Here is a 23,981-nt window from a genome sequence, read left to right as displayed (position 1 = left end):
TCCTTCCTCACGCGGCGTGGGCCGCTCCCGCCTCGTACGACGGCTTGCCGCCCGCATGCACGGCACGCCCCGCCCCCGAACTCGGGCGCATCGGCCAGTACAGCAAATCGGCGGCAATCTGCCGGTAATCGCGCGCGGCCGCCGACGACGGGAACGCATCGACCACCGTATGCATCAGGTCGCGCGCATGCTCGGCGAGCGGATCGGCGCTCACGCAGCCGGCGTCGGCGATCGACACCGTCAGGTAGCGGCTCGCGACGCCCGCGAGGTTGTCGAAGGCGGTCCTGGCGTCGGCGTGGCTGCCGACGTGATTGGTCAGCACGCGGAACTGCGCGACCGCGTGCGCGAAATGCAGCCGCTTCATGCACGCGTACGCCTCGGTGATCGCCTGCGCGGCAACCCGCGTGACGATCAGCACGTCGTGCGCCTCGCGCGCGAGCGCGGAGAACGCGCCGTCCGCACCGAGCTGCGCGTCGACCAGCACGATGTCGGCCTGGCCGTCGATGAAGTCGCTCAACTGCGTATCGCTGTAGCCGTCGCGAGCGAACCCCGCGGCCGCGCACAGGCCGAACCCGGCGGCGACGCGCGTGCGTTCGCCGTCGCGCAGCCATGCGCCCGCCAGCGTCGCCGAGGCCGAATGCACGTCGGCACGCTCGTCGACGACGAGCACGTCCTTGCCGAGCGCGGCGAGCGCCGCCGCAACGTTCACGATGGTGGTCGTGCAGCCGACGCCCGCCGGCCCGCCCGTCACCGCGACGATGCGCGACGCGCGCCCGGCCAGCAGGCGCCGCAGCCCTTCTGCTTGGTCGATGATCCGTTTATCCAAATCGCACCTCGTGCAGATCGGCGGTGGAACGGGCGGTCAGTGCGGAAAGCAGCGTCGGCATGTCCTCGTCCTCGGGCACGAAGGGCGAACCGTCGCGCGGCACACAGAACGCGCTTTTCAGCAGGAATTTGGTCGACGCGACGTACAGGTTCTCCGGCACCTTCTGGCCAGTCGACACGTAGTGAATGGGCAGCTTGTAGCGGATCACGGTGTCGAGTACGCCGCCGAGGTGAGTCGCCTCGTCGAGCTTCGTCAGGATGCAGCCGGCGAGGTCGGGATACTCGGCCGCGCTGCGGTAGGCCTGGACGACTTCGTTGAGCGTGTCGCCGTGGCTCGTCGCGTTGAGCAGCAGCAGGCGCTGCACCGGCGCGTTCGCGCCGTGCAGCATCGCGATCTGGTCGGACAGCGCGCGATCGCGCTGGCTCATGCCGATCGTGTCGATCAGCACGATGTGCTTGTTGCGCAGCTCGGACAGCGCGAGCTCGAGGTCGCCGGCATCCTTCACCGCGTGCACGGGCACGCCGAGGATCTTCCCAAAGATGCGCAGCTGCTCGTGGCCGCCGATCCGGTAGCTGTCGGTGGTCAGCAGCGCGACCTTGCTCGCGCCGAAGCGCATCACGCAGCGCGCCGCGAGCTTCGCGGTGGTGGTCGTCTTGCCGACGCCGGTCGGCCCCATCAGCGCGAACACGCCGCCGCGCTCCATCAGCGCGTCTTCGTTCTCGAGCACCGGCAGGTTCGCCGCGAGCACCGACTGCGCCCATTCGGCGGCCTGCTCGAAGGTCTGCGCGCCGTCGCCGGACGGCAGGTTGTCGACCATCATGCGCACCAGCTGCGCGGAGAAGCCAGCCGAGAACAGGTGCTTGGTCAGCGCGCCGTGCACCGGGCTACGGCGCTGGCGGTCGTGCCACATCAGGCTGTCGAACTGCTCTTCCATCATCCCGCGCATCGCGCCGAGCTCGTGCATCACCGTGTCGTTGACGATGCTCTCGATGCGCGCCTTCACCGCGTCGGCTACCACGGCGGCCGCGTCGGCGGACAGGCGCGTGCGTTCGGCCGGCTTCGCGGCGTTCGTTTCATTCGTTTCGCTTGCGCGGACGGCGGCGGCCGCGGACGGGATCCGGCGTTCGGCGTTGCGCACGATGTCGCGCGCCCAACCGGCCGGCGTCGCGGCTGCCGCGTCCTGCTGCATGCGGGCCGGCGCCGGTGCTTGCGGCGCGGCCGATGCCGCCTGCGCGCGGGCGATCAGCGCTTCGCGCTGCTGCGTCAGGCGCTTCGCGTGCTCGACGAGCCACGGTGCGGGTTCGGACGACGCTGCCAGCGCGCCGGCAGCGGACGTAGCCGGCGACGGCGCTGCCGCGTCCGTTGCGTGTGCGTCGGCATCGAAGGCGGCCGGTTGCGCGGCCGGTTCCGTCGCTTCGGCGCTTGCGCCGAACACCGATGAGAACACGTCCGGCAGCCCGCCGTCGCCGGCTGCGTACGGATTCACGGCCGGGCGCGCAAGCGCGGCGCCCGGGCGCGACACGATGCCGGGCACGGCCGCGGCCGGCACGGATTCCGGTGCGCGCGACGCGACGGTGCGCGGGCGCGCGGCGGCCGGCGGCGTGACCGCGGCGAGGTCCGAGTCGGCGAGTGCGACGATTTCGACGCTGCCGTCATCGAGCGTGCGGTTCGACAGCACGACGGCGTCGGCGCCCAGGGCCTCTCGCACGAGGCGAAGCGCGTCGCGGCTGGTCGCGCCAGTGAATTTGCGAATGTTCAAGCGGAACCCCCGATGACGTTAACGACTTTGATCGTGCGTGTGTCCGGCACTTCGGCGTACGACAGCACTTTCAGTTGCGGCAGGCTGCGGCGCAGGAAACGCGCGAGCATCGCGCGCAGCGCGTGCTGCACCAGCAGCACGGGCGGCAGCCCGAGATTCTGTTGACGCAGCATCGCCTGTTGCGTGCCGGTCAGAAGGTTGTGCGCGAGGCCGGGCTCGAGGCCCGGGTTCGCGCCGGTGGCGAGCGCTTGCGACAGCACGCGCTCCAGATTCGAATCGAGGCCCATCACCTGCATCTCGCCCGCGCCCGGATACCACTGCTGCGTGATCGCGCGGCCGAGCGACAGCCGCACCGCGGCGGTGATCTCGTACGCATCGCCGCGGCCGGCGTGTTCGGACACGGCCTCGAGGATCGTGCGCATGTCGCGGATCGGCACGCCTTCCTCGAGCAGGTTCTGCAGCACTTTCTGCAGGGTCGTCAGCGAGATCGTCTTCGGCACGAGGTCCTCGACGAGCGACGGCGCATCCTTGCCGGTGCGCTCGACGAGCGCCTGCACTTCCTGGCGGCCGAGCAGTTCGGCCGCGTGCTGGACGACCAGATGGTTCAGGTGCGTCGCGACAACCGTGCTCGCATCGACGACCGTGTAGCCGTACACCTGCGCCTGCTCGCGCATCGCGACGTCGATCCACACGGCCGGCAGCCCGAACGCCGGGTCCTGCGTCGCGGCGCCCGGCAGCGCGGCCGTCACCTGGCCCGGGTTGATCGCGAGCCACTGGCCCGGGAACACTTCGCCCGCGCCGATCTCCACGCCCTTCAGCGCGATCCGGTACGCGTTCGGCCGCAGCTCGAGGTTGTCGCGGATATGGATCACCGGCGGCAGGAAGCCGATTTCCTGCGCGAATTTCTTGCGAATGCTCTTGATGCGCTTGAGCAGTTCGCCGTCGCTGTTCTTGTCGACGAGCGGAATCAGCCGATAGCCGACTTCGAGGCCGAGCGGGTCGATCAGCTGCACGTCGTCCCAGGTCGCCTCGTGGCTGTCGCCCGGCAACGCGGCGGGCGGCGCGACCTCGGTCACGTCGCCGGCGGCCAGCCGGGCCGCCGCGCGGCGGCTCTGCGTGCGGGCCAGCCAGATCGCGCCGGCGCCGAGCGCGAGGAACGCGAAGTGCGGCATGCCGGGGATCAGCCCCATCAGCACGATGATCGCGCCGGTGATGTTCAGCACGCGCGGGTTCGTGAACAGCTGGCCGGTGATCTGCGTGCCGATGTCCTCGTCGGTCGCCACGCGCGACACGATCACGCCGGCCGCCGTCGAGATCACGAGCGACGGGATCTGCGCGACGAGGCCGTCGCCGATCGTCAGCAGCGTGTAGTTGGTGCCGGCCGCCGCGAAGCTCATGTCGTGCTGCACCATCCCGACGATCAGCCCGCCGATCACGTTGATCGCCATGATGATCAGGCCCGCGATCGCGTCGCCGCGCACGAACTTCGACGCGCCGTCCATCGACCCGTAGAACTCGGCTTCCTGCGACACGGCCAGGCGGCGCTTGCGTGCCTGCTCTTCGTTGATGAGGCCCGCGTTCAGGTCGGCATCGATCGCCATCTGCTTGCCGGGCATCGCGTCGAGCGTGAAGCGCGCGGACACTTCGGCGATCCGCCCCGCGCCCTTCGTGATCACCATGAAGTTGATGATCATCAGGATCACGAACACGACGATGCCGACCGCGAAGTTGCCGCCGACGAGGAAGTGGCCGAACGCCTCGATCACCTGGCCGGCCGCGTCGGGGCCGGTGTGGCCCTCGAGCAGCACGACGCGCGTCGACGCGACGTTCAGCGACAGGCGCAACAGCGTCGAGAACAGCAGCACGCTCGGGAACGCCGCGAAGTCGAGCGGCTTCATCGTGTACATGCTGACGAGCAGCACCATCACCGACAGCGCGATGTTGAAGGTGAACAGCAGATCCAGCAGCAGCGGCGGCAGCGGCAGGATCATCATCCCCAGGATCATGCAGATGAGGATCGGGCCCGCGAGCCCGCGCAGGTTGGCGCCCGCGAACGGGTTCGCGCGTTTGGCGAACAGGCCGGTGGTCGGGGTGCTCATGCTGCGTTCCCTTGCTGGCCGAGCGTGTCATCGGCTTCTTCACGCGCGTCGTCGGCCGATACCGACGTCCCCTTGTCGAGGTCGGCCGGCACCTCGAGATCGACCGGCGCGGCCGGGAACGCGCCGCCTTCCGAGCGGAAGCGTCGCAGCTGGTACACCCATGCGAGCACCTCCGCGACGGCCGAGTACAGCGAGCCGGGAATCTCGCGTTCGATTTCGACGTTGTGATACAGCGCACGCGCGAGCGGCGGCGCTTCGAGCAGCGGCACGTTGTGCTCGGTGGCGAGTTCGCGGATGCGCGCGGCGACGAGGTTCACGCCCTTCGCGACGACCTTCGGCGCGCGCATCTCGCCGTCCGTGTATTGCAGCGCGACGGCGAAGTGCGTCGGGTTCGTGACGACCACGTCGGCCTTCGGCACGGCGGCCATCATCCGGCGCCGCGCGATCGCGCGCTGCTGTTGGCGGATGCGGCCCTTCACGTGCGGATCGCCTTCGTTCTCGCGATGCTCGCGCTTCACTTCTTCCTTCGTCATGCGCAACTTCTTGTTGTACTGCCAGATTTGGTAAGGCACATCGAGCGCGGCGACCACCAGCATCCCGGCGACCGTCGTGCCGCAGCACACGGCGACCAGATGCATCGCATCGGCAACCGCCGAGCCGAGCGGCTGGGTCGCGAGACCGAGCAGCTCGTCCTTGCTGCGCCAGATCGCGATGCCGCCGATCCCGCCGACGACCAAAGTCTTCGCGAGCGACATCCCGAGCTGGATCGGCCCCTGGATCGAGAAGATGCGGCCGAGGCCCGAGATCGGGTTCAGGCGGTCGAACTTCAGCTCGAAGGTCTTCTGCGAGATCAGCCAGCCGCCGAGCGCCATCGGCGCGAGCAGCGCGGCAAGGCCGGTGAGCGCGAGGATCGGCAGCAGCGCGGCGAGCCCTTCGATGCTCGCGCTGCCGGCCGCCGACAGCATCCGGTGCGTGTCGAACGCGGTGGCGCGATCGAACGCGAACGCGCCGCGCAGCATGGCCTGGAGATGGGCGCCCGACGGAGCCGCGAGCAGCCACGCGCCGTAGAACCCGGCCGCGAGCAGCGCGAACGAAGCCAGCTCGCGCGAACGCGCGACCTGCCCCTCCTCGCGCGCCTTTTCGCGGCGCCTCGGAGTGGCGGCTTCGGTTCTGTCGAGATCGCTCTCGTCTGCCACGTGGCCTCCAGTCGGGTACGGCGAAATGCCGCTTTCCAGTGACACCGATTATTCATGCGCGGGTCAAACGCCGATCGGTCGAGCAAAGCCGGGAAAGGGGGGTATTTCGGGGAATCGGGCAAGGCGGTGCGGGGAGAGGCGGCGGGGGGGTGTGGCGGGGGGAGGATGGTGGGGGAAACGCGTGTGCGGGCGGGTGTGGTGAAGCGGAGGAGGTGGTGAGGTGGTGAGGTGGTGAGGTGGTGAGGTGGTGAGGTGGTGAGGTGGTGAGGCGGTCAGGCGGTCAGGCGGTCAGGCGGTCAGGTGGTCAGGCGGTCAGGCGGTCAGGTGGTCAGGCGGTCAGGCGGTCAGGCGGTGAGGCGGTGAGGCGGATGAGATGGTGAGGCAAGGAGTCGGTGAGGCGGTGAACTATCGGCCCGCCCCGACGCGACGGCCGCGCGTCGGGGCGGGCGGCGCTCAGATCGCCGGAATCGGATCCGTGCCGAAACGGTTCGGCCCGTTCGTGCCGCGCGAGCACATCCACACGAGCAGCAGGATCCCGCCGATGAGCGGAATGAACGCGATCAGCAGGAACCAGCCGGAGCGGCCCGTATCGTGCAGGCGGCGCACGGTGACCGCGAGGCTCGGCAGCACCAGCGCGAGCGACACGACCAGCGCGACAATCGCCAGCAGCAGCGGAATCGCGCCGCTTTCGCGGCCGGCGGCGGCGAGCAGCTGGCAGGCGATCGACACGACGCCGGTGAGCAGCGCGAAATACCAGTATTCGGCGCGGCGTGCGCGGCCTTCGAATTTCGCATACTGATTGAATACGGAACGAATGGCTTCGGTGAAATTCATCTTATTGCCCTCCTGTTTTTTAATCGACGACCCCGGAAACAACGGGGGCATTATAAGTTTGAATTTCGACACGTCGCATCTCTTTTCGCGTGACGATCGCCGTGGTGACGCCTTCACGGCCCCGGAGCGGCCACAGAAACGACGCGCCGGACCGCCGCGTGCATGTCACGCCATTTTTATAATCGCAACGCCCCAACAAAAAGATCAGCCGGATAATCAATGAATTGATTACGCCATGATGAAACGGATCATGGTCGATAATCCAACCGGTCAGATGGCGACCGATTTACCGGCCGGCCGGGAATCGCTTCGTGCATCGCATGCCCGCATCGAAAATACCGCCTCCCGGCCGGCATTCCCGCTAGCCGGCCGCCGCCTGCTGCAGCGCATCGAGATCGAGCTTCTTCATCTTCATCACCTGCGCCATCACGCGTTCGGCGCGTGCCGGGTCGCCCGTCATCAGCTCGGCCATCTGCACGGGCACCACCTGCCACGACACGCCGAAGCGATCGCGCAGCCAGCCGCACTGTTGCGCGCGCTCGTCACCGCCTTCGGCCAGCGCCGCCCAGTAGCGGTCGATCTCCTGCTGGTCGCGGCAATTGACGACGAACGACACGGCCGGCGTGAGCGGAAACACCGGGCCGCCGTTTAGCGCGAGAAACGCCTGCCCGTCCAGTTCGAACGACACCGTCATCACCGTGCCCTCGGCCTGGCCCGACGCCTGCGCGCCCGATTTGCCGTAGCGGGCGACGTGCAGGATGCGTGCGTCGTCAAACACCGACACGTAGAAACGGGCGGCCGCCTCGGCGTCCTGGTCGAACCACAGAAACGGCGTGATGCGTTGAATGCGCTGAGTCATGGCGCTGTCTCCTCGATGTCGTGCCGGCACCGATGCCGGTCTTATATCGTAGGCGCTATGCCGGCGCGGCGCGGCCGCCCGGTACGTAGTCCGCCCGCGCCCGCGGAATCAAAAAAAGGGGGCGATCGCTCGCCCCCTCCTGCTGCCGCCGTTCGTGCGCGCTCAGAACGCGACGTAAGGCTGCTGGCCGCCTGTCGACGTCTTGTCCATCCCGAAGTAGATCGTCTTGCCGTAGAAGTGCGGCATGCCGAGATCGAGCCAGCCGGCCACGCCGAACGGGCCGGCGATGTCGTTGAACGCGAACGTCGACGCGTTCGCGAACACCGCATCGGCGTTCACGACGGGCATCGACACGCCGCCCGACGCACCGTTCCTGCCGGTCAGCGTCGCCGTATAGGTGGTCGACGACGTCGGGCAATAGAACTGCGTATTGGTCGAGCACTTCCTCTGCAACGAATCGTCGAAGAAGTACGCGTTCGACCCCGTATCGAAGAACGCGGTCGCGCTGCTGCCGAGGAACGTCGCGCTGACGTCGCCCGTCGTCGTCGACGTCAACACCGTCGATGCCCCGAGCGCGTTGTTGCTCTGCGTGCCGATCCCGAACGTCAGCAGGCCCGTCGCGCTGCCCTGCCCGCTGTTCGAGATGTTCGGCATCTGCACGATCACGCCGTTGTTGTCGGTCGCGAAGCGATGGACCGGGTTGGCCACCTGCTGCGCCACCGGCACCAGCGCCACCGTGCAGCTCGAATTGCCGTTCGGGCACGCGTAGTAGTTGTTGTACGTCGCCGACGTCAACGTCGCGCAGTTGATGCCGCAATCGACCGGCGCCGGCCCGATGCCGAGGATGCCGTTCGCGCCGAGGTCGCGCGCCGTGTTGGCCGACGCGCCGCCGTTCGTGCACGAGCTCGGTACGTTGCTGGTGCCGAGGTCGCCGATGATCTGCACCGGCAGCGAAGCCGCGTGCTCGGAGCCGATCGTCAGGTCGACGGTACGCACCGTGCCCCACGTGTAGCTCGACACGAACTTCCCGCATTCGGCGACCGGCGCGCCGCCGCTCGTCACCTGCGGCAGGTTGTTCAACACGCCCACGGCGCTGCCGACCAGCCGCAGCCCGTACGACGCGGTGTCGACGAGCACGTTGTTGACCACCTGGCAGTTCGACGTGCCCGGCGCGCAGATCTTCACGTTGACGGTCGGGATGTTGATCACTTGCGCGACGCCGCTGTTGACCGTGATCACGGCCGTGTTCGCGGTGTTGCCGTCCGATACGTTGCCGCCGCCGCTGCCGCCATTGCCGCCGTTGTTGTCGTCGCCGCCGCCGCATGCGGTCACGAGCAGGGCCGTGGCAGCCGCCAGGCCGAGCACGCCGACCCAGCGCTTGAAGGTACGAGGAATTCTCAAGATCGCTCTCCCGCTGTCACTGGATGTCGGTGCCGGACAGGCCGGCAGGCAGCGCGGCCGGCAGCCACGCCTGGCCCGCGAAGGCGCCCATGTGGCCGCCCGTGCGGATCACGAGCCCGCTCGTATCGACGGACACGGGTGCGCGCCAGCCGCGCGCCGCGTGCGCGGCCTGGACGCCGGCGGTGTACTGCGGGAAATAGCTGCCGAGCAGCGACGCGAGGTCCGGCATGCTCGGCCCGCGCCAGGCAAGGCCGAACACGGTGCCCGCGGGGCTCGTGTATTCGTGGATGACGGTGCCCGATCCGAGCGTGATCTCGCGGACGGTGTAGGCGGCCGTGTTCGCCTGCGCGCCGTCGGCCGAGCGCATCGCGCGCTGCATCGCGCGCACGGTGGCGGCGTGATCGTCCGCCGGCGGCGACATCGGCGCGCCGCCCAGTTCGGCGTGTGCGTGGACGCTCCACAGCACACCCATTGCAGCCGCCGCATGTGCGGCGGCCCAGCCCAAGCGTTTCAGCTTCACGTTCCCCCCCAAAGGGACTGGCTTCGTTGCCGGCGGGCCCCATCAGGCTCGGCGCCACCGGCCAACATATGAAAGTCGTAAAAATGACGCGTCGTTACTGCTGATGCGTAGTATGCCTGCGGAGTGTGTCAGAGTGTCAAATCGTCGCGGCACGAAGGGCACGAATGGCACGACGCGCGCAACGGCTCCGCTCCCGGCCGGTGGGGGGAAACCGGCGAAAGCCACGCGCGTCGGGCCGCTCCGCGACAGGGAACGGCGCCGATGCGATGAGAAGCCGCGGGGCCGCCTCAGAAGCCGAGGCTTGCGAGCAGGTCGTCGACCTGCCCCTGGTCCTGCACGACGTCGGACTTGCCTTCCGGCGCGATCTGCGGCCCGTTCAGCAGCGACTCGGGGCTGCCGGTCGCGCTGATCTGCTCGGCCGCGAGCGCGGCGGCGGTCGCCGCGAACTGCTCGCGCCGCTCGGGCGCGATGTTCTCGACGAGCACGGTGAGCAGCTGCTGCTCGATCAGGTAGACCATGTCCATGATCTTCTTGATCACCTGCCCGGTCAGATCCTGGAAATCCTGCGCGAGCATGATCTCGAGCAACTGCGCGCTGGTCGCCGACGTCGCGTCGGGCAGCGCGTGCAGGAACGTGCGCGTGTCGTCCATCAGCTCGCGCACTTCCGCGTGCTCGATCGGCGCCGCGTACCACTGCGTCCAGCGCGCGTCAAGCGCCTCGGCCTCGTTCTGGATGCGCTCCTGCACCGGCTTCGCGATCTCGATCGCGTTCAGCACGCGCTCGGCCGCCTGCTCGGTCATCGTCGCGACGTAGCGCAGCCGGTCGCGCGCATCGGGCACGGCTTCCGCCGCGCGCTCGACGTGCTTGTCGAGCCCCAGTTCGCGCATCGAGTCGCGCAGCGCGCGCGTGACCTGGCCGATGCGCGCGAGGATCCGGTCGCTCGCGAAATCGGCGCCTTCGGCGTGGCTGTCGGCGCTGAACGCCGCGCTGGCGAGCGCTGCATGGATCGGCTGGTTCACGTCAGCTCCCGGCCTTCGCCATCTTGTCGATGATCTTGTTCAGCTTCTCGTCGAGCGTCGCGGCCGTGAACGGCTTCACGACATAGCCGCTCGCGCCCGCCTGCGCGGCCGCGATGATGTTCTCCTTCTTCGACTCGGCCGTGACCATCAGCACCGGCAGGTGCGTGAGCGTCGCGTCCGCGCGAATTTCCTTCAGCATCGCGAGGCCGTCGAGGTTCGGCATGTTCCAGTCGGAGATCACGAAGTCGAAGCCGCCGCCGCGCAGCCGCGCGAGGCCGGCCGCGCCGTCCTCGGCTTCGTCGACGTTCGTGTAGCCCAGTTCCTTGAGCAGGTTGCGGACGATCCGGCGCATCGTCGGGAAATCGTCCACCACCAGGATTTTCATGCTCTTGTCCATCGTCGTTCCTTTCCAGATTCGTTACCGTCAGGGCCCGTAGCAACCCACGTGCCCCGTGACATTTGATTCAGACGCGCTGCACCCGATCGCCCATCGTCGCCAGGCGCGCCATCACGCGCCGGCTCATCTCGGCCAGCGAGACGACCTCGTCCGCGCCGCCGAGCGCGATCGCCTCGCGCGGCATCCCGAACACGATGCAGCTCGCCTCGTCCTGCGCGAACGTGTGGGCGCCCGCGCGCTTCATGTCCAGCAGGCCGGCCGCGCCGTCGCGGCCCATCCCCGTGAGGATCACGCCGATCGCGTTCTTGCCCGCGTGCTGCGCCGCCGAGCGGAACAGCACGTCGACCGACGGCCGGTGGCGGTTCACCGGCGGCTCGTCCGACAACTGCGCGATGTAGTTCGCGCCGCTGCGCGCGAGCAGCAGGTGCGCATGGCCCGGCGCGATGTACGCATGGCCCGGCAGCACGCGTTCGCCGTGCTCGGCTTCCTTCACCGCGATCCGGCACAGGCCGTTCAGCCGCTGCGCGAACGACTTGGTGAAGCCCGGCGGCATGTGCTGCGCGATCAGCACCGCCGGCGCATCCGGCGGCAGCGGCGTCAGCACCTCGCGGATCGCCTCGGTGCCGCCCGTCGACGCACCGATGATGATCAGCTTCTCGGTACTGACGAGCGGGTTGTTGATCATCGGCGCGGCCGGCTGGCCGCTCGCCGTGGGCGCGGCGGCCTGCGGCTGCGGCGTCTGCCGCACGCGGGCGCGCGACGCCGCGCGGATCTTGTCCGCGAGCTTTTCCGCGTAGTCGAGCATGCCGTCGCGAATCCCGACGCGCGGCTTCGTGACGAAATCCACCGCGCCGAGTTCGAGCGCGCGCAGCGTGATCTCGGAGCCGCGCTCGGTCAGCGACGACACCATCACGACCGGCATCGGCCGCAGGCGCATCAGCTTCTCGAGGAAGTCGAGCCCGTCCATGCGCGGCATTTCGACGTCCAGCGTCAGGACGTCCGGGTTGTGCTGCTTGATGAGATCGCGCGCGACGAGCGGATCGGGCGCGGTCGCGCACACCGTCATGTCGGGCTGGCTGTTGATGATCTCCGTCATCAGGCTGCGGATCAGCGCCGAATCGTCGACGCACAACACTTTGATCTTCTGCACTGCGGTCATGCCTCCTGCTTTCTCGAAAGGTTGGCCGCGCTCGGGCTGCCGGCGTACGAGCTGCCGGTCTTGGTAGTCGTCGTCTGCGCGCCGCCGGCGCCGCGTGCGCCGAACAGCTCGATGCGCGGGCGCGCCGGCGGCGGCGCGGCCGGCCGCTTCGCCGCGAACAGCTCGACGTGCGCGCGCTGGCGGCCGGCCCGCACGCGGTCGGCCTCGCGCGCCAGCGCGGCTTCGCGCTCGGTCACGCCCGGCACCTGCAGCCGCAGCTTCTTCACCATCGCGCGCCCGGTGCGCGGCATGAACGCGACCTTGCGCGGGTGCACGCCCTGCAGATCCTCCGCGGTGATGCGGATGCGCTCGAGCGCGAGATAGCGGCGCACGAAATCCGCGTTGCGATCGCCGATGTTGATCGTCGTCATCCCGGCCAGCACGGCCGCGCCGCCGAACACCTTCGCCTCGAAGCGCTCGCGGCGCCCGCCGGCCTTGATCAGTTCGTTGATCAGCACTTCCATCGCGTACGCGCCGTAACGCATCGAATCCGACGCGGCCGCGCCGGCATCGGCGCCGTCGTCGGGCAGCATGAAGTGATTCATCCCGCCGATGCCCGCGAGCGGGTCGTGCAGGCACGCGGCGACGCACGAGCCGAGCACCGTCATCAGCACCATGTCCTCGGACGTCGTGTAGAACTCGTTCGGCAGCAGCTTCACGCCCGGGCGTTCGAAGTGGTTGTCGAAGTAGCGATTGGTCGCGATCGGCAGGCCGCTCATTCGCGTTCTCCGTAAGCGAGCGCGGCACGCGCGGGCGCGCGCGGCGGCGCTGCGGCGACCGGCGTCGCGCCGCGCGGGCGCGAGCCCTGCGCGGCATCGCGCGTCAGTTCGTACACCGTCTGCCCGCGCAGCCGGAATGCCTGCGACACGTACGTGAAATTCTCCGAATGCCCGGCGAACAGCAGCCCGCCCGGCTTCACGAGGGGCTCGAAGCGCGACAGCACCTGCCCTTGCGTCGGCTTGTCGAAATAGATCATCACGTTGCGGCAGAAGATCGCGTCGAACGGCTTCGCGATCCCGTAGTCGGCATCGGTCAGGTTCAGCTGCTCGAAGCGGATCATCGCGCGCAGTTCCGGGCGCACCTTCACGCGGCCGGCCTGCGCGCCGGTGCCCTTCAGGAAGAAGCGCTTGAGCCGCTCCGGGCTCAGGTGCTTGACCTGGTCGTACGTATAGATGCCGGCCTCGGCCTTCGCGAGCACCTGCGTGTCGAGGTCGGTCGCGAGGATCGACGCGCCGCGCGCGGCCGATTCGCCGAGCGCCTCGATCAGCGTGATCGCGATCGAGTAAGGCTCCTCGCCGGTCGATGCCGCCGAACACCACACCGACACGGGCGCCGCACGCCCCTTCACGAAGTCGGCCAGGATCGGGAAATGGTGCGACTCGCGGAAGAACGCGGTCAGGTTCGTCGTCAGCGCGTTGGTGAACGCCTCCCACTCGAGCGGATCGTCCTCCTGCTCGAGCAGGTCGAGGTAGTCGCGGAACGTGTCGAGGCCGCGGGCGCGCAGCCGGCGTGCCAGCCGGCTGTACGCCATGTCGCGCTTGTGCTCGGACAGCGAGATGCCTGCGCGTTGATGGATCAGCGCGCGGATGCGTGCGAAATCCGCGCCGGTAAACGCGAAGTCGCGCCCCGGCTCGCCCGCGCGGGGCGAGGTATCCGGTGCATCGGGTCGAAACGGTGCGCGCGCGGACGGCATGGCTTAGAAGGTCTCCCAGTCGTCATCGGAGGCACCGGCCGCGGCCAGCGCCGGCTTCTCGCCGTTCAGCGCCGGACGCACCAGTGCGGGCTTCTCGGCCGGCTTGGGCGCCGCGGCCGCCTTCGCGAGACGCGGGCCGTAGCCGCCGGCGGCCGGCGCTTCCTTCGATGCGCGTGCGGCGGAATCCGTCGCGGGCTTCGCTGCATTGCGCGTCGCCGGTGCCGCGGCATGCGGCGCGGGCGCCGCGCGGCGGGCCGGCTGGGCGGCGGGTTGCGCTGCCTGCGGTGCGTGCGCAGCCGGCGCGGCCTCGTGACGGCTCTCCGACGGCGACGCCGGGGCCTGGGCTTGTGCGGCCGGGCGCGCGGCGCCGCGCACCGGCGCCATCGCGATGCCGCCCGTGACGCGCCAGCCCGACACGATCGCCTTCATCTGGCGCGTCTGCTCCTCGAGCGACGCGGCCGCCGCCGCGGCCTCTTCGACGAGCGCCGCGTTCTGCTGCGTGACCGAGTCCATCTGGCCGACCGCGCGATTGACCTGCTCGATGCCGGTCGACTGCTCGTCCGACGCGGCGCTGATCTCGCCCATGATGTCGGTCACGCGGCGCACGGCCTGCACGATCTCGTCCATCGTCGAACCGGCCCGCGCGACGAGCGCCGACCCGCTTTCGACCTTCTCGGCCGAATCGCCGATCAGCTGCTTGATTTCCTTCGCGGCGCTCGCGCTGCGCTGGGCCAGCGAGCGCACTTCGCCCGCGACCACCGCGAAGCCGCGGCCCTGCTCGCCCGCGCGCGCGGCCTCGACCGCCGCGTTCAGCGCGAGGATGTTGGTCTGGAACGCGATGCCCTCGATCGTGCCGATGATGTCGACGACCTTGCCCGAGCTCGCCGCGATGTCCTGCATCGTCGACACGACCTGGCCGACGACTTCGCCGCCGTGCGTCGCGATGTCGGACGCGTTCACCGCGAGCTGGCTCGCCTGCCGCGCGTTCTCCGCGTTCTGGCGCACGGTGCCCGTCAGCTGCTCCATGCTCGATGCGGTTTCCTGCAGCGACGCGGCCTGCTCCTCGGTGCGCTGCGACAGGTCGGTGTTGCCGGTCGAGATCTCGCGCGCGCCGACGTCGATCGACTCGGTGCCGCGATGCACGGCCTGCACCATCGTCGTCACCGCGTCCTGCATCCGCTTGATGCCGCCGAACAGCCGGCCGATCTCGTTGGTGCTGGACACGTTCACCGGCTGCGTGAGGTCGCCGCCGGCGATGCGCTCGAAGTGCGCGATCGCGTCTTCGAGCGGATTGATGATCAGCCCGCGCAGCGCGAAGCGGATCGCGATCACGACGACGAACGCGATCGCGACGCCGGCCGCGATCAGGCCGATCATCATCGAGATCTGCGACTGCGTCGCGGTCTGGCGTTCTTCCGCGCGCTTCTGCAGCGACGCGACCACGGCCGCCGCCGCCTGGTCGTACGCGACGAACATCGGGCTGATCTTGGTGTCGGCGACCGCGTGATAGGCCGCCATGTCGCCCGCGCGCGCGGCCGCGAATTCCGGCTCGACGCCTTCCTTCATGATCGTCGCGTAGCGCGCGGCGAGGTCGTCGACGAGCGCCTGCTCGATGCCGAGCTTCGGCGTCGCCTGGAACGCCTGCCAGTTCTGGTTCGACTTCGTGTACAGCTCCTGCGCGCGCTCGAGCACCTTGCTCGCGTCGGCCGTGTTACCGGCCTCGCTCAGCGAGCGGAAGCGGTCGAGCGACACGCGTGTGCGCAGCAGGTACGACGACGTGTCGTCGAGCGTATGGATCGCCGGCAGATCGACGTGCGCGATCTCGTCGAGCGAGCGGCTCGCGTGATCGAGCGCGTAAAGGCCGAGGCCGCCGACCGCGGCGGCCAGGCCCACGAGGATGAGTCCGACCGCCGTGAGCGTCGTGCGGATCGACCAGTTATGCAACATTGCAGATTCTCCCGAAATTCCTGCGTGCGCGGCGCACTTATCCGCCGAGCGTCTCGATCAGCGCCATTTCCCGGCTCGACATCAGCTTCTCGATGTCCATCAGGATCAGCATGCGGCCGTCGACGGTGCCGAGGCCCGTCAGGTACTCGGTCGTCAGCGTCGCGCCGAATTCCGGCGCCGGCATGATCTGGTCCGTCTGCAGCGTCAGCACGTCCGACACGCCGTCGACCACCATCCCGACCACGCGGTTCGATACGTTCAGGATGATCACGACGGTCTGGTGGTCGTACTCGACGCGGCCGAGATGGAACTTGATCCGCATGTCGACGATCGGCACGATGATGCCGCGCAGGTTGATCACGCCCTTGATGAACTCCGGGGCGTTCGCGATGCGCGTGACGCTGTCGTAGCCGCGGATTTCCTGCACCTTCAGGATGTCGATCCCGTATTCCTCGTCGCCGAGCGTGAAGACGAGGAACTCCTGCCCCGTCGCATCGCCATGCGCGGCGTCGCGGCCTCTGGTAGCCGCGTTCGCCGCGGCCGGATTGATCATTTGGACTTCAGCAGACACGTGTGCCCCCAATCGGTTGAATGGCGAGAGTCAGAAGATCGCGAGCTCGGCGCCGACTCGGGCGCCGTGCATCGCACGGGTTTCGCGGTTCAGCGCCGCGACGTCGACGATCAGCGCGACACTGCCGTCGCCGAGGATGGTCGCCGCCGAGATGCCGTGCACCTTGCGGTAGTTGGTTTCGAGGTTCTTCACGACGACCTGCTGCTGGCCGACCAGCTCGTCGATCAGCATCGCGAAGCGGCGCCCCTCGGTTTCCATGATCGTGACGATCCCCTGGGTCGGATCGGTGCGCGCGTCCTCGACCGAGAACACCTCGTGCAGCGCGACGAGCGGCAGGTATTCGCCGCGCACGCGCACCACGCGCTCGCCGTTGCCGACCGTGTAGATGTCGTCGTTCGACGGCTGCAGCGACTCCATCACGAAGTTCAGCGGCAGGATGAAGATCTCGCTGCCGACCTTCACCGACATCCCGTCGAGGATCGCGAGCGTGAGCGGCAGCACGATCCGCGTGGTCGTGCCGCGGCCGGCCTGCGACGAGATCTCGACGTGGCCGCCCATCGACTGGATGTTGCGCTTCACGACGTCCATCCCGACGCCGCGGCCCGACACGTCGGTCACGGTCTCGGCGGTCGAGAAGCCCGGCGCGAAGATCAGTTGCCACACTTCGTCGTCGCTGATGTTGTCGGACACCTGCATGCCCTGCTTCGCGGCCTTCGCGAGAATCCGCTCGCGGTTCAGGCCGCCGCCGTCGTCGCTGACCTCGATCACGATGTTGCCGCCGTGATGCGCGGCCGACAGCACGAGCTGACCGACCGCGTCCTTGCCGGCGGCGACGCGCTTGTCGACGGTTTCGATCCCGTGATCGAGGCTGTTGCGCACGAGGTGCGTGAGCGGGTCGATGATCCGCTCGATCAGGCTCTTGTCGAGCTCGGTCGCCTGGCCGAACGTGACGAGCTCGACCTGCTTGCCGAGCTTGCCGGCCAGATCGCGCACGAGCCGCGGGAAGCGGCTGAACACGTAGTCCATCGGCATCATGCGGATCGACATCACCGCTTCCTGCAGGTCGCGCGCGTTGCGCTCGAGCTGCGCCATCCCGTTGAACAGGCGGTCGTGCAGCGCCGGATCGAACGCGCTCGCGGTTTCCGCGAGCATCGCCTGCGTGATCACGAGTTCGCCGACCAGGTTGATCAGCTGGTCGACCTTCTCGACGCCGACGCGGATCGAGCTGCCTTCGGCGCCCGCTGCGGCGCCAGCCGGGCGCGGACGCTTGTCGTCGTGGTGCGCGGCGGCCGGCGCGGCGGGTTCGGCGTGCGGTTGCGGTGCGGGCTGCGGTGCCGCTTGCGCGGCGGCGCTCGGCTGGGCCTGCGGTGCGGCGGCGGCCGGTGTGGCACCGGGGGCTTGCGCGAATACCTCGACCCGCGCGGCCGGCTCCGGCGCGGCTGCCGGCGCGGCTGCCGGCGTGGCTAACGGTTCGGCGGCCGGCGCGGCGGCAGGCGCCGCCGGTGCGGCCGGCGCGGTGCCACGCGCGATGCGGATCTGGCTGTCGTCGATCACGAAGCAGCACACGGCGGTGATGTCGTCGGACGACACGTCCGATTCGAGCCACAGCGTGAGATCGGCGCCCGCTTCCTCGCGGCCGACGATCCGGCCGAGATTGCCGAGTTCCTCGGTGAGCAGCGCCTGGTCCTTCGGGTCGACGCCGACGAGCGTGATCTTCAGGTGCGGGCCGTCCGCGCCGACGTCGGCCGCCGGATGCGCAGCGGCGACCGCCTGTTCGACCACGTGATCGGGCGCGCCGTTGCTGCCAGCGGCCGGTGCCGGCGCCGGCGCCGGTGCAGCCACCACGGCAGGCGCGGCCGGCGCGACGTCGGCGGCCGCGGGCGCACCCGCGCCGCTCTCGGCCTTCAGGCGTTCGAGCTTCGCGCAGATCGTCGCGGCGGCTGCCGCGTCCGGTTCGGCGCTCGCGCGATAGTCGACCAGCTGGTCGGACAGCACGTCCTTGGTCTCGAGGAACGCGTCGACCATTTCCTTGGTCAGCGTCAGCTCATGGTTGCGCGCGCGGTCGAGCAGCGACTCGAGGATGTGAGTCGTCTCGGTCAGCGCGGAAAAGCCGAACGTCGCCGCGCCGCCCTTGATCGAATGCGCGGCGCGGAAGATCGCGGCCAGGTCCTCGGGGTCGGGCGAGCCGACGTCGAGGTTCAGCAGCAGCTGCTCCATCTGCGCGAGCAGCTCGTCGGCTTCGTCGAAAAAGGTCTGGTAGAACTGCGTGATGTCGAGAGTCATGCCCGGTCACCGGTTGGATTCGTCGCGTTCATGTCAGGAGGCCGTCTGCTCGGACAGCGTCGCGACCAGGTCGACCAGCACGGCCGGGTCGATCGGCTTTTCGATCCAGCCGGTCGCGCCCGCTTCGCGCGCGGCGTCCTTGAATGCATCGCTGCCTTCGGTCGTCAGCACGAGGATTGGCGTGTCCGCGTACGCGCTCAGCTTGCGCAGCGCGGCGATCACCTCGAGCCCGCTCCTGCGTGGCATGTTCTGGTCGGTCAGCACCAGGTCGTACGGCACGGTGGCCGCCATGTCGAAGCCGGCTTCGCCGTCCGGCGCCACCGTCACGTCGTAGCCGGCCTGCGCGAGCGTCGCCTGCAGCAGCGCACGCATGGTCGCGGAGTCGTCGATCGCGAGAATGGTCCGGATCATGTCAGCCTCCGCGGGGCCGCCCCGACGGCGCAGCAGGCAATGCGCGGCGCATCGCTTCGCGCGTGGGCGTCCGGCCGGCTTTGCAGAGCCGGCCGTGGGCGGCCGAGCGCCCCCTCGGGGGGCAGCGAACAAAGTGAGCGTGTCGATCGTTTCATGCGTGTCTCGGAATCGGGGAAACGTCAGGGTTTCGGCGCCACGGCGACGGCGCTCGCGAGCTCCGGTCGCGCGGCCGGCGTCGGGCCGCCGAGCTGCTGGGCCAGCAGCTTCGAGCCCGCCGCGTCGGCCGACAGCGTCGTGGTCGTCGCGTCGTCGCGCATCAGCGCGTCTTCGGATTTGCGATTCAGCACGATCACGCTGATCCGGCGGTTTTCCGGATCGAGCGGATCGGCCTTGTTCAGGTTCTGCGTCGACGCGAGGCCGAGCACGCGCAGCACCTTCGACTCGTCCATGCCGCCCGTGATCAGCTCGCGGCGCGACGCGTTCGCGCGGTCGGCCGACAGCTCCCAGTTGCTGTAGCCGCCTTCGCCGCCCGCGTACGGCACCGCGTCGGTGTGGCCCTGGACGATGATCCGGTTCGGCACGTCGTTCAGCGTCTTGCCGATCTCGCGCAGGATGTCGCGCATGTACGGCTCGACGTGGTCGCTCGACATCGCGAACATCGGCCGCTTCTGCGAATCGACGATCTCGATGCGCAGCCCCATCAGCGTCGAATCGATGCGGATCTGCTGCTTGAACTGGCGCAGCGTCGGGTTCGCCTCGATCGCCGCCATCAGCTTGATCTGCAGGTCGTGCAGGCGCGCCTGCTCGAGCCGGTCCTGCGCGCCTTGCGCCTGCGCGCGCGAATTCTGGTCGCCCGCTTTCGCGACCCGGTCGGCCAGCGACGTCGTGCCGTCGGTGCGGCGCAGCGTGCCGGCGTCGGCGCTCGACAGGTCGCGGCCGCCGCCGTTGATGATGCTGGAGTCCTGCGAGCTGCGATCGCCGCTGCCGAACAGCGCGGCCTTCAGCGGCGTGTTGAAGTACTCGGCGATCCCCTTCAGCTGCACCGGCGTGACCGAGCTCAGCAGCCACATCAGCAGGAAGAACGCCATCATCGCGGTCATGAAGTCCGCATACGCGAGTTTCCATGCGCCGCCGTGATGGCCCTTCTTCTGCGGGGCCACCCGTTTCACGACGATCGCGCGATCCTTGCCATTGCTCATCGAACGCTCCGCGTCACTTTGCCTTCACGCGGCGCACGTGCTCTTCGAGCTCCGTGAACGACGGACGCTCGGTCGAGAACAGCACCTTGCGGCCGAACTCCACCGCGATCGCCGGCGCATAGCCGTTCAGGCTCGCGAGGATCGTCACCTTGATGCACTGGAACATCTTGGTGGACTCGGCGACGCGCTGCTCCGCGAGGCTCGCGAGCGGCCCGATCAGCCCGTACGACAGCAGAATCCCGAGGAACGTGCCGACCAGCGCCTGCGCGATCATCGCGCCGAGCACCGCGGGCGGCTTGTCGGCCGACGCCATCGTGTGCACGACGCCCATCACGGCCGCGACGATCCCGAATGCCGGCATCGCGTCGCCCACACGCATCAGCGCGTGCGCGGGGCCTTCGCCTTCCGTGTGGTGCGTCTCGATCTCCTCGTCCATCAGGCTCTCGATCTCGAACGCGTTCATGTTGCCGCCCACCATCAGGCGCAGGTAGTCGGTCAGGAATTCGACGATGTGGCGATCGGCGAGGATCTTCGGGTATTGCGTGAAGATCGGGCTCTTGTCCGGATCGTCGATGTCGGCCTCGAGCGTCAGCGTGCCTTCCTTGCGCGCCTTCGCGAGCAGCACGTACAGGAGCGCCATCAGCTCCATATAGACGTCCTTCGTGTACTTCGAGCCCTTGAAGAGCGTCGGCAGCACGCGCAGCGTCGCCTTGATGGTCTTCATGCCGTTGCCGAGGATGAACGCGCCGACGCCCGCGCCGGTGATCATCAGGATCTCGAGCGGCTGGACCAATGCGCCCAGATGCCCGCCTGCCAGCGCATAACCGCCGAAGACGGACAACAGCGTCACGAGTGTTCCCACGATAATCAGCACTGCCTGTCCCTCACGAAAGAACCGGCGGGGAGGCCGCCGTTAATCAGGTTTACGGCAGTCGGCAGGAAAACTTTCGCGGCAGCGCCGCGGTGGCGCGGCGGTGTTTACCAGCAAGCCCCGGCCGGTTCGCGCGGCCCGCGGCAGCCGTCCCGCTGCCGCTCGGCCCCGCCCGGCGCCGTTCAGGCCGCGGCGGCAGCCAGTTCGGCGCGCGCGGCGGCGGCCTTGCGGGTCTTGCCGGCGCGCGACGGCGGCTGGCAGAGGCCGCACACGAAACCTTGATGTGGATCATGCGCATGGGCGACGAAGTGGCCGCCGCAGCGCGTGCACGGGGTCATCTGCAGCATCCCCGAGTCGAAGAAGCGCACGAGCGTCCATGCGCGCGTGAGACTCAGCGCGGCTTCGTCGCCGGACAGGTTCACGTGCTCCTGGTAGAGCCGGTACGCCTTCACGATCGACTGGATCGGATCGCAACGGCCGTGGTCCTGCATGAACCGGTAGATGTTGTAGAACAGCGACGAGTGGATGTTCGGCTGCCACGTCATGAACCAGTCGGTCGAGAACGGCAGCATCCCCTTCGGCGGCGACACGCCCTTCAGCTCCTTGTACAGCTTGATCAGGCGATCGCGCGACAGGCTCGTCTCCGCCTCCAGCAGCTGCAGGCGGGCGCCCAGTTCGATCAGTTCGATGGCGAGGGTGATTTCCTTCACCTCGATCACGACGCTTTTGCTTGCCATGGTGAATAACTGTCCGCTTGACGTGGTTCGGATGAGTGGCCAATACGCCGCCCGCCGGCGCGGCGCGCCGGGACGAACGCAAGGCGAAAAAAAAAGATCAGCGGACGCTTTCGACCGGCTGGCCGGCCATCAGGATGGCCGAGTGCGCGTGCGTGACGACGTCGCTGCGACCCTTGTCGGCGAGCGACGACAGCAACGCGTGGTCGTCGAAGCGGAAACGGCACAGGATCTGGTTCGACGCGGCGAGCTTCACGGTCTGGGCGAGCGTGAGGTTCGCGAGTACGTCGGCCAGTTCCTGGGAAACGCCCATGCGGAACATCCCCATCGCTTTGTCTTCCCGCAGCAGTCGTTGCGCGAGGAGGAGGTACGACAGGTTGACCTCTTTGATCTCACTGAGCATTTCGCTGGTGGCGCTCATGATTCCCCCGTTAAGAGCTTTGCTGTTGGCCTTTCATGTTATGAAAACGTTTGCTCGGTCGGGCCCTACTAAGCTCCGCCGGCACGTTTATCAGTCTTACAGGGCGAATTTTGGCCAAACCGCATTTATGTCGGTATCAGCGAAGTGGCGTATGCCGCGCAGGATTTGTCTGTAAACCGTGTAGGAATTTTTCCGACAAGGCAAATTGAAAGGGGACAAAAGGCGGGGCAAATAGGGGCGCGAATTCGTCGGAGATGCGGTTCCGCATGGGACGAATCCGGCTGGAGGCCGTCCGGCAAGGCTGCCGGCGTGTGAATCGGTAAAAATTATAGTGGTTTTTCACGATAGCGCAACAATAGTTGCGTCTGTCTCGCGTGATGATTCCGGACCCTTTTTATCCGGGTTTTCTCGTATTTCACGGTGTAACAAGCCTTAAGTGTTTGAAAAAACACTCGAACCCTTCTAGGCGATATCGATAATGGACTCAAACGGGCGGCGGCGTGAGGCGCACCGCCCCGCCCCCGCAGCTTGCCGCCCGGCGTCCGGCGCATCCTGCCCCGGACCCGGCCACGTACCGCTCAGAGCGTGCGTCGGCGAGTTCCGTAACCTTGTATCGGACCGGCATGCGCATCGAGCGCCCACGCCGGTCGACACCGGAGAACGCCCATGCGTATTGCCCAGATCGCGCCGCTTTACGAAGCTGTCCCGCCGAAACTCTACGGCGGCACCGAGCGTGTCGTGTCCTACCTCACCGAGGCGCTCGTCGAGCTCGGCCACGATGTGACGCTGTTCGCCAGCGGCGACTCCGTCACGTCGGCCCGTCTCGAGGCGGCATGGCCGCGCGCCCTGCGGCTCGATCCGTCGATCCGCGATTCGATGGCGCCCCATATGCGCCTGATCGAGCAGGTCGCCCGTGTCGCGCACGAATTCGACGTGCTGCACTTCCACCTCGACTACCTGCCGTTCTCGCTGATGTCGCGCCTCGACACGCCTTACGTGACGACGCTGCACGGCCGCCTCGACCTGCCGGAGCTGCAGCCGGTGTTCGACGCGTTCCCGAATTCGCCGGTCGTCTCGATCTCGAATTCGCAGCGCAAGCCGCTGCCGCAGGCCGCGTGGGCCGGCACCGTGTATCACGGGCTGCCCGACACGCTGCTCACGCCGCAGCCGCACGTGAAGCCCGAATACCTCGCGTTTCTCGGCCGGATCTGTCCCGAAAAGCGGGTCGACACGGCGATCCGCATCGCCGCGAAAAGCGGGCTGCCGCTGAAGATCGCCGCGAAGGTCGACAAGGCCGACGCCGACTACTTCAAGGAAGTGATCGAGCCGCTGCTCGGCGAGGCGCATGTCGAATTCATCGGCGAGATCAACGAGGCGCAGAAGCCCGCGTTCCTGTCCGGCGCGAAGGCGCTGCTGTTCCCGATCGACTGGCCGGAGCCGTTCGGCCTGGTGATGATCGAGGCGATGGCCTGCGGCACGCCGGTCGTCGCGTTCAACCGCGGCTCGGTGCCGGAAGTGATCGAGGACGGCGTGACGGGCTTCATCGTCGAGGACGTGCAGGGCGCAGTCGGTGCGCTGCACCGGATCGACAGCCTGTCGCGCGACGCGATCCGCGCGCGCTTCGATACGCGTTTCAGCTCGAAAGCGATGGCGCGACGTTATGTCGAAACCTACGAATCGCTTTGCACGGCGGCAAAACGACCGACCTTGCGCCAGGTCGCGGGCGCCTGACGCCCCGAAATT

Annotated in this window: 22 protein-coding genes; 1 reads left to right on the top strand and 21 read right to left on the bottom strand. The window is 68.3% G+C overall.

Annotated features, from left to right (window positions below):
* Positions 1 to 7: 7 nt before the first annotated feature.
* From ACP26O_RS01060 to flhD, 21 genes are all read right to left on the bottom strand, one after another.
* On the bottom strand, positions 8 to 826 hold the full coding sequence (locus tag ACP26O_RS01060; RefSeq protein WP_105833520.1) for a flagellar biosynthesis protein FlhG: 819 nt from the start codon (positions 824 to 826) through the stop codon (positions 8 to 10).
* Complete coding sequence (gene flhF / locus ACP26O_RS01055) at positions 819 to 2,585, bottom strand: flagellar biosynthesis protein FlhF (protein ID WP_175665504.1); 1,767 nt, start codon at positions 2,583 to 2,585, stop codon at positions 819 to 821. The genes ACP26O_RS01060 and flhF overlap by 8 nt, the downstream gene beginning before the upstream one ends.
* Positions 2,582 to 4,684, bottom strand: coding sequence for a flagellar biosynthesis protein FlhA (flhA, locus tag ACP26O_RS01050; protein WP_175665505.1), 2,103 nt, complete (start codon positions 4,682 to 4,684; stop codon positions 2,582 to 2,584). Before flhA ends, flhF begins: the two co-directional genes overlap by 4 nt.
* Complete coding sequence (flhB, locus tag ACP26O_RS01045; protein WP_175665506.1) at positions 4,681 to 5,880, bottom strand: flagellar biosynthesis protein FlhB; 1,200 nt, start codon at positions 5,878 to 5,880, stop codon at positions 4,681 to 4,683. The genes flhA and flhB overlap by 4 nt, the downstream gene beginning before the upstream one ends.
* A gap of 453 nt (positions 5,881 to 6,333) precedes the next feature.
* A complete protein-coding gene (locus ACP26O_RS01040) occupies positions 6,334 to 6,714 on the bottom strand; it encodes a DUF805 domain-containing protein (RefSeq protein ID WP_012362832.1) in 381 nt (126 codons plus the stop codon).
* A gap of 361 nt (positions 6,715 to 7,075) precedes the next feature.
* Positions 7,076 to 7,573, bottom strand: coding sequence for a VOC family protein (locus ACP26O_RS01035; RefSeq protein WP_006754876.1), 498 nt, complete (start codon positions 7,571 to 7,573; stop codon positions 7,076 to 7,078).
* 162 nt (positions 7,574 to 7,735) lie between these two features.
* Entirely contained in the window at positions 7,736 to 8,974 is a 1,239-nt protein-coding gene (locus ACP26O_RS01030) for a DUF3443 domain-containing protein (protein WP_175665507.1), read from the bottom strand.
* A gap of 16 nt (positions 8,975 to 8,990) precedes the next feature.
* Positions 8,991 to 9,494, bottom strand: coding sequence for a DUF2844 domain-containing protein (locus ACP26O_RS01025; RefSeq protein ID WP_175665508.1), 504 nt, complete (start codon positions 9,492 to 9,494; stop codon positions 8,991 to 8,993).
* A gap of 287 nt (positions 9,495 to 9,781) precedes the next feature.
* A complete protein-coding gene (gene cheZ, locus ACP26O_RS01020; RefSeq protein WP_006754879.1) occupies positions 9,782 to 10,513 on the bottom strand; it encodes a protein phosphatase CheZ in 732 nt (243 codons plus the stop codon).
* Between the two features lies 1 nt (position 10,514).
* The gene (gene cheY / locus ACP26O_RS01015; RefSeq protein WP_006754880.1) at positions 10,515 to 10,910 is read right to left on the bottom strand and encodes a chemotaxis response regulator CheY; all 396 of its coding nucleotides are present in this window, start codon (positions 10,908 to 10,910) and stop codon (positions 10,515 to 10,517) included.
* A 67-nt stretch (positions 10,911 to 10,977) separates the two neighbouring features.
* The gene (locus ACP26O_RS01010; protein ID WP_006754881.1) at positions 10,978 to 12,069 is read right to left on the bottom strand and encodes a protein-glutamate methylesterase/protein-glutamine glutaminase; all 1,092 of its coding nucleotides are present in this window, start codon (positions 12,067 to 12,069) and stop codon (positions 10,978 to 10,980) included.
* Positions 12,066 to 12,827 carry a chemoreceptor glutamine deamidase CheD gene (gene cheD, locus ACP26O_RS01005; protein ID WP_105833972.1) on the bottom strand — a complete coding sequence of 254 codons (762 nt, stop codon included), beginning with the start codon at positions 12,825 to 12,827 and terminating at the stop codon, positions 12,066 to 12,068. The genes ACP26O_RS01010 and cheD overlap by 4 nt, the downstream gene beginning before the upstream one ends.
* The gene (locus tag ACP26O_RS01000) at positions 12,824 to 13,801 is read right to left on the bottom strand and encodes a CheR family methyltransferase (protein WP_175665509.1); all 978 of its coding nucleotides are present in this window, start codon (positions 13,799 to 13,801) and stop codon (positions 12,824 to 12,826) included. The genes cheD and ACP26O_RS01000 overlap by 4 nt, the downstream gene beginning before the upstream one ends.
* Positions 13,802 to 13,804: 3 nt before the next feature.
* Positions 13,805 to 15,748 carry a methyl-accepting chemotaxis protein gene (locus ACP26O_RS00995; RefSeq protein WP_175665510.1) on the bottom strand — a complete coding sequence of 648 codons (1,944 nt, stop codon included), beginning with the start codon at positions 15,746 to 15,748 and terminating at the stop codon, positions 13,805 to 13,807.
* A 37-nt stretch (positions 15,749 to 15,785) separates the two neighbouring features.
* On the bottom strand, positions 15,786 to 16,301 hold the full coding sequence (gene cheW, locus ACP26O_RS00990; RefSeq protein ID WP_011655683.1) for a chemotaxis protein CheW: 516 nt from the start codon (positions 16,299 to 16,301) through the stop codon (positions 15,786 to 15,788).
* A gap of 48 nt (positions 16,302 to 16,349) precedes the next feature.
* Entirely contained in the window at positions 16,350 to 18,602 is a 2,253-nt protein-coding gene (cheA, locus tag ACP26O_RS00985) for a chemotaxis protein CheA (protein ID WP_175665511.1), read from the bottom strand.
* Between the two features lie 33 nt (positions 18,603 to 18,635).
* Entirely contained in the window at positions 18,636 to 19,013 is a 378-nt protein-coding gene (locus ACP26O_RS00980; RefSeq protein ID WP_006755772.1) for a response regulator, read from the bottom strand.
* A gap of 179 nt (positions 19,014 to 19,192) precedes the next feature.
* Entirely contained in the window at positions 19,193 to 20,212 is a 1,020-nt protein-coding gene (gene motB / locus ACP26O_RS00975; protein WP_011655681.1) for a flagellar motor protein MotB, read from the bottom strand.
* 13 nt (positions 20,213 to 20,225) lie between these two features.
* A complete protein-coding gene (gene motA / locus ACP26O_RS00970) occupies positions 20,226 to 21,086 on the bottom strand; it encodes a flagellar motor stator protein MotA (protein ID WP_006755770.1) in 861 nt (286 codons plus the stop codon).
* Positions 21,087 to 21,265: 179 nt separating this feature from the next.
* Complete coding sequence (flhC, locus tag ACP26O_RS00965; protein WP_011655680.1) at positions 21,266 to 21,820, bottom strand: flagellar transcriptional regulator FlhC; 555 nt, start codon at positions 21,818 to 21,820, stop codon at positions 21,266 to 21,268.
* A gap of 97 nt (positions 21,821 to 21,917) precedes the next feature.
* On the bottom strand, positions 21,918 to 22,238 hold the full coding sequence (gene flhD / locus ACP26O_RS00960; protein WP_006751074.1) for a flagellar transcriptional regulator FlhD: 321 nt from the start codon (positions 22,236 to 22,238) through the stop codon (positions 21,918 to 21,920).
* Between the two features lie 666 nt (positions 22,239 to 22,904).
* Between flhD and ACP26O_RS00955 the strand changes: the two genes are divergently transcribed.
* A complete protein-coding gene (locus ACP26O_RS00955) occupies positions 22,905 to 23,969 on the top strand; it encodes a glycosyltransferase family 4 protein (protein WP_006751073.1) in 1,065 nt (354 codons plus the stop codon).
* Positions 23,970 to 23,981: the final 12 nt, after the last annotated feature.

The organism is Burkholderia sp. R-40 (assembly GCF_049942845.1).
GTDB classification, from domain to species: Bacteria; Pseudomonadota; Gammaproteobacteria; order Burkholderiales; family Burkholderiaceae; genus Burkholderia; species Burkholderia ambifaria.
Note: the sequence above shows the minus strand (reverse complement) of the source record. Positions and strands in the feature narration are given on the sequence as shown.

Coding starts and splice junctions, on each gene's coding strand:
- flhA (WP_175665505.1), bottom strand. CDS start 4,684: ATGAGCACCCCGACCACCGGCCTGTTCGCCAAACGCGCGAACCCGTTC.
- ACP26O_RS01040 (WP_012362832.1), bottom strand. CDS start 6,714: ATGAATTTCACCGAAGCCATTCGTTCCGTATTCAATCAGTATGCGAAA.
- ACP26O_RS01035 (WP_006754876.1), bottom strand. CDS start 7,573: ATGACTCAGCGCATTCAACGCATCACGCCGTTTCTGTGGTTCGACCAG.
- cheY (WP_006754880.1), bottom strand. CDS start 10,910: ATGGACAAGAGCATGAAAATCCTGGTGGTGGACGATTTCCCGACGATG.
- ACP26O_RS01010 (WP_006754881.1), bottom strand. CDS start 12,069: ATGACCGCAGTGCAGAAGATCAAAGTGTTGTGCGTCGACGATTCGGCG.
- cheD (WP_105833972.1), bottom strand. CDS start 12,827: ATGAGCGGCCTGCCGATCGCGACCAATCGCTACTTCGACAACCACTTC.
- ACP26O_RS01000 (WP_175665509.1), bottom strand. CDS start 13,801: ATGCCGTCCGCGCGCGCACCGTTTCGACCCGATGCACCGGATACCTCG.
- ACP26O_RS00995 (WP_175665510.1), bottom strand. CDS start 15,748: ATGTTGCATAACTGGTCGATCCGCACGACGCTCACGGCGGTCGGACTC.
- cheW (WP_011655683.1), bottom strand. CDS start 16,301: ATGATCAATCCGGCCGCGGCGAACGCGGCTACCAGAGGCCGCGACGCC.
- cheA (WP_175665511.1), bottom strand. CDS start 18,602: ATGACTCTCGACATCACGCAGTTCTACCAGACCTTTTTCGACGAAGCC.
- ACP26O_RS00980 (WP_006755772.1), bottom strand. CDS start 19,013: ATGATCCGGACCATTCTCGCGATCGACGACTCCGCGACCATGCGTGCG.
- motB (WP_011655681.1), bottom strand. CDS start 20,212: ATGAGCAATGGCAAGGATCGCGCGATCGTCGTGAAACGGGTGGCCCCG.
- flhC (WP_011655680.1), bottom strand. CDS start 21,820: ATGGCAAGCAAAAGCGTCGTGATCGAGGTGAAGGAAATCACCCTCGCC.
- flhD (WP_006751074.1), bottom strand. CDS start 22,238: ATGAGCGCCACCAGCGAAATGCTCAGTGAGATCAAAGAGGTCAACCTG.
- ACP26O_RS00955 (WP_006751073.1), top strand. CDS start 22,905: ATGCGTATTGCCCAGATCGCGCCGCTTTACGAAGCTGTCCCGCCGAAA.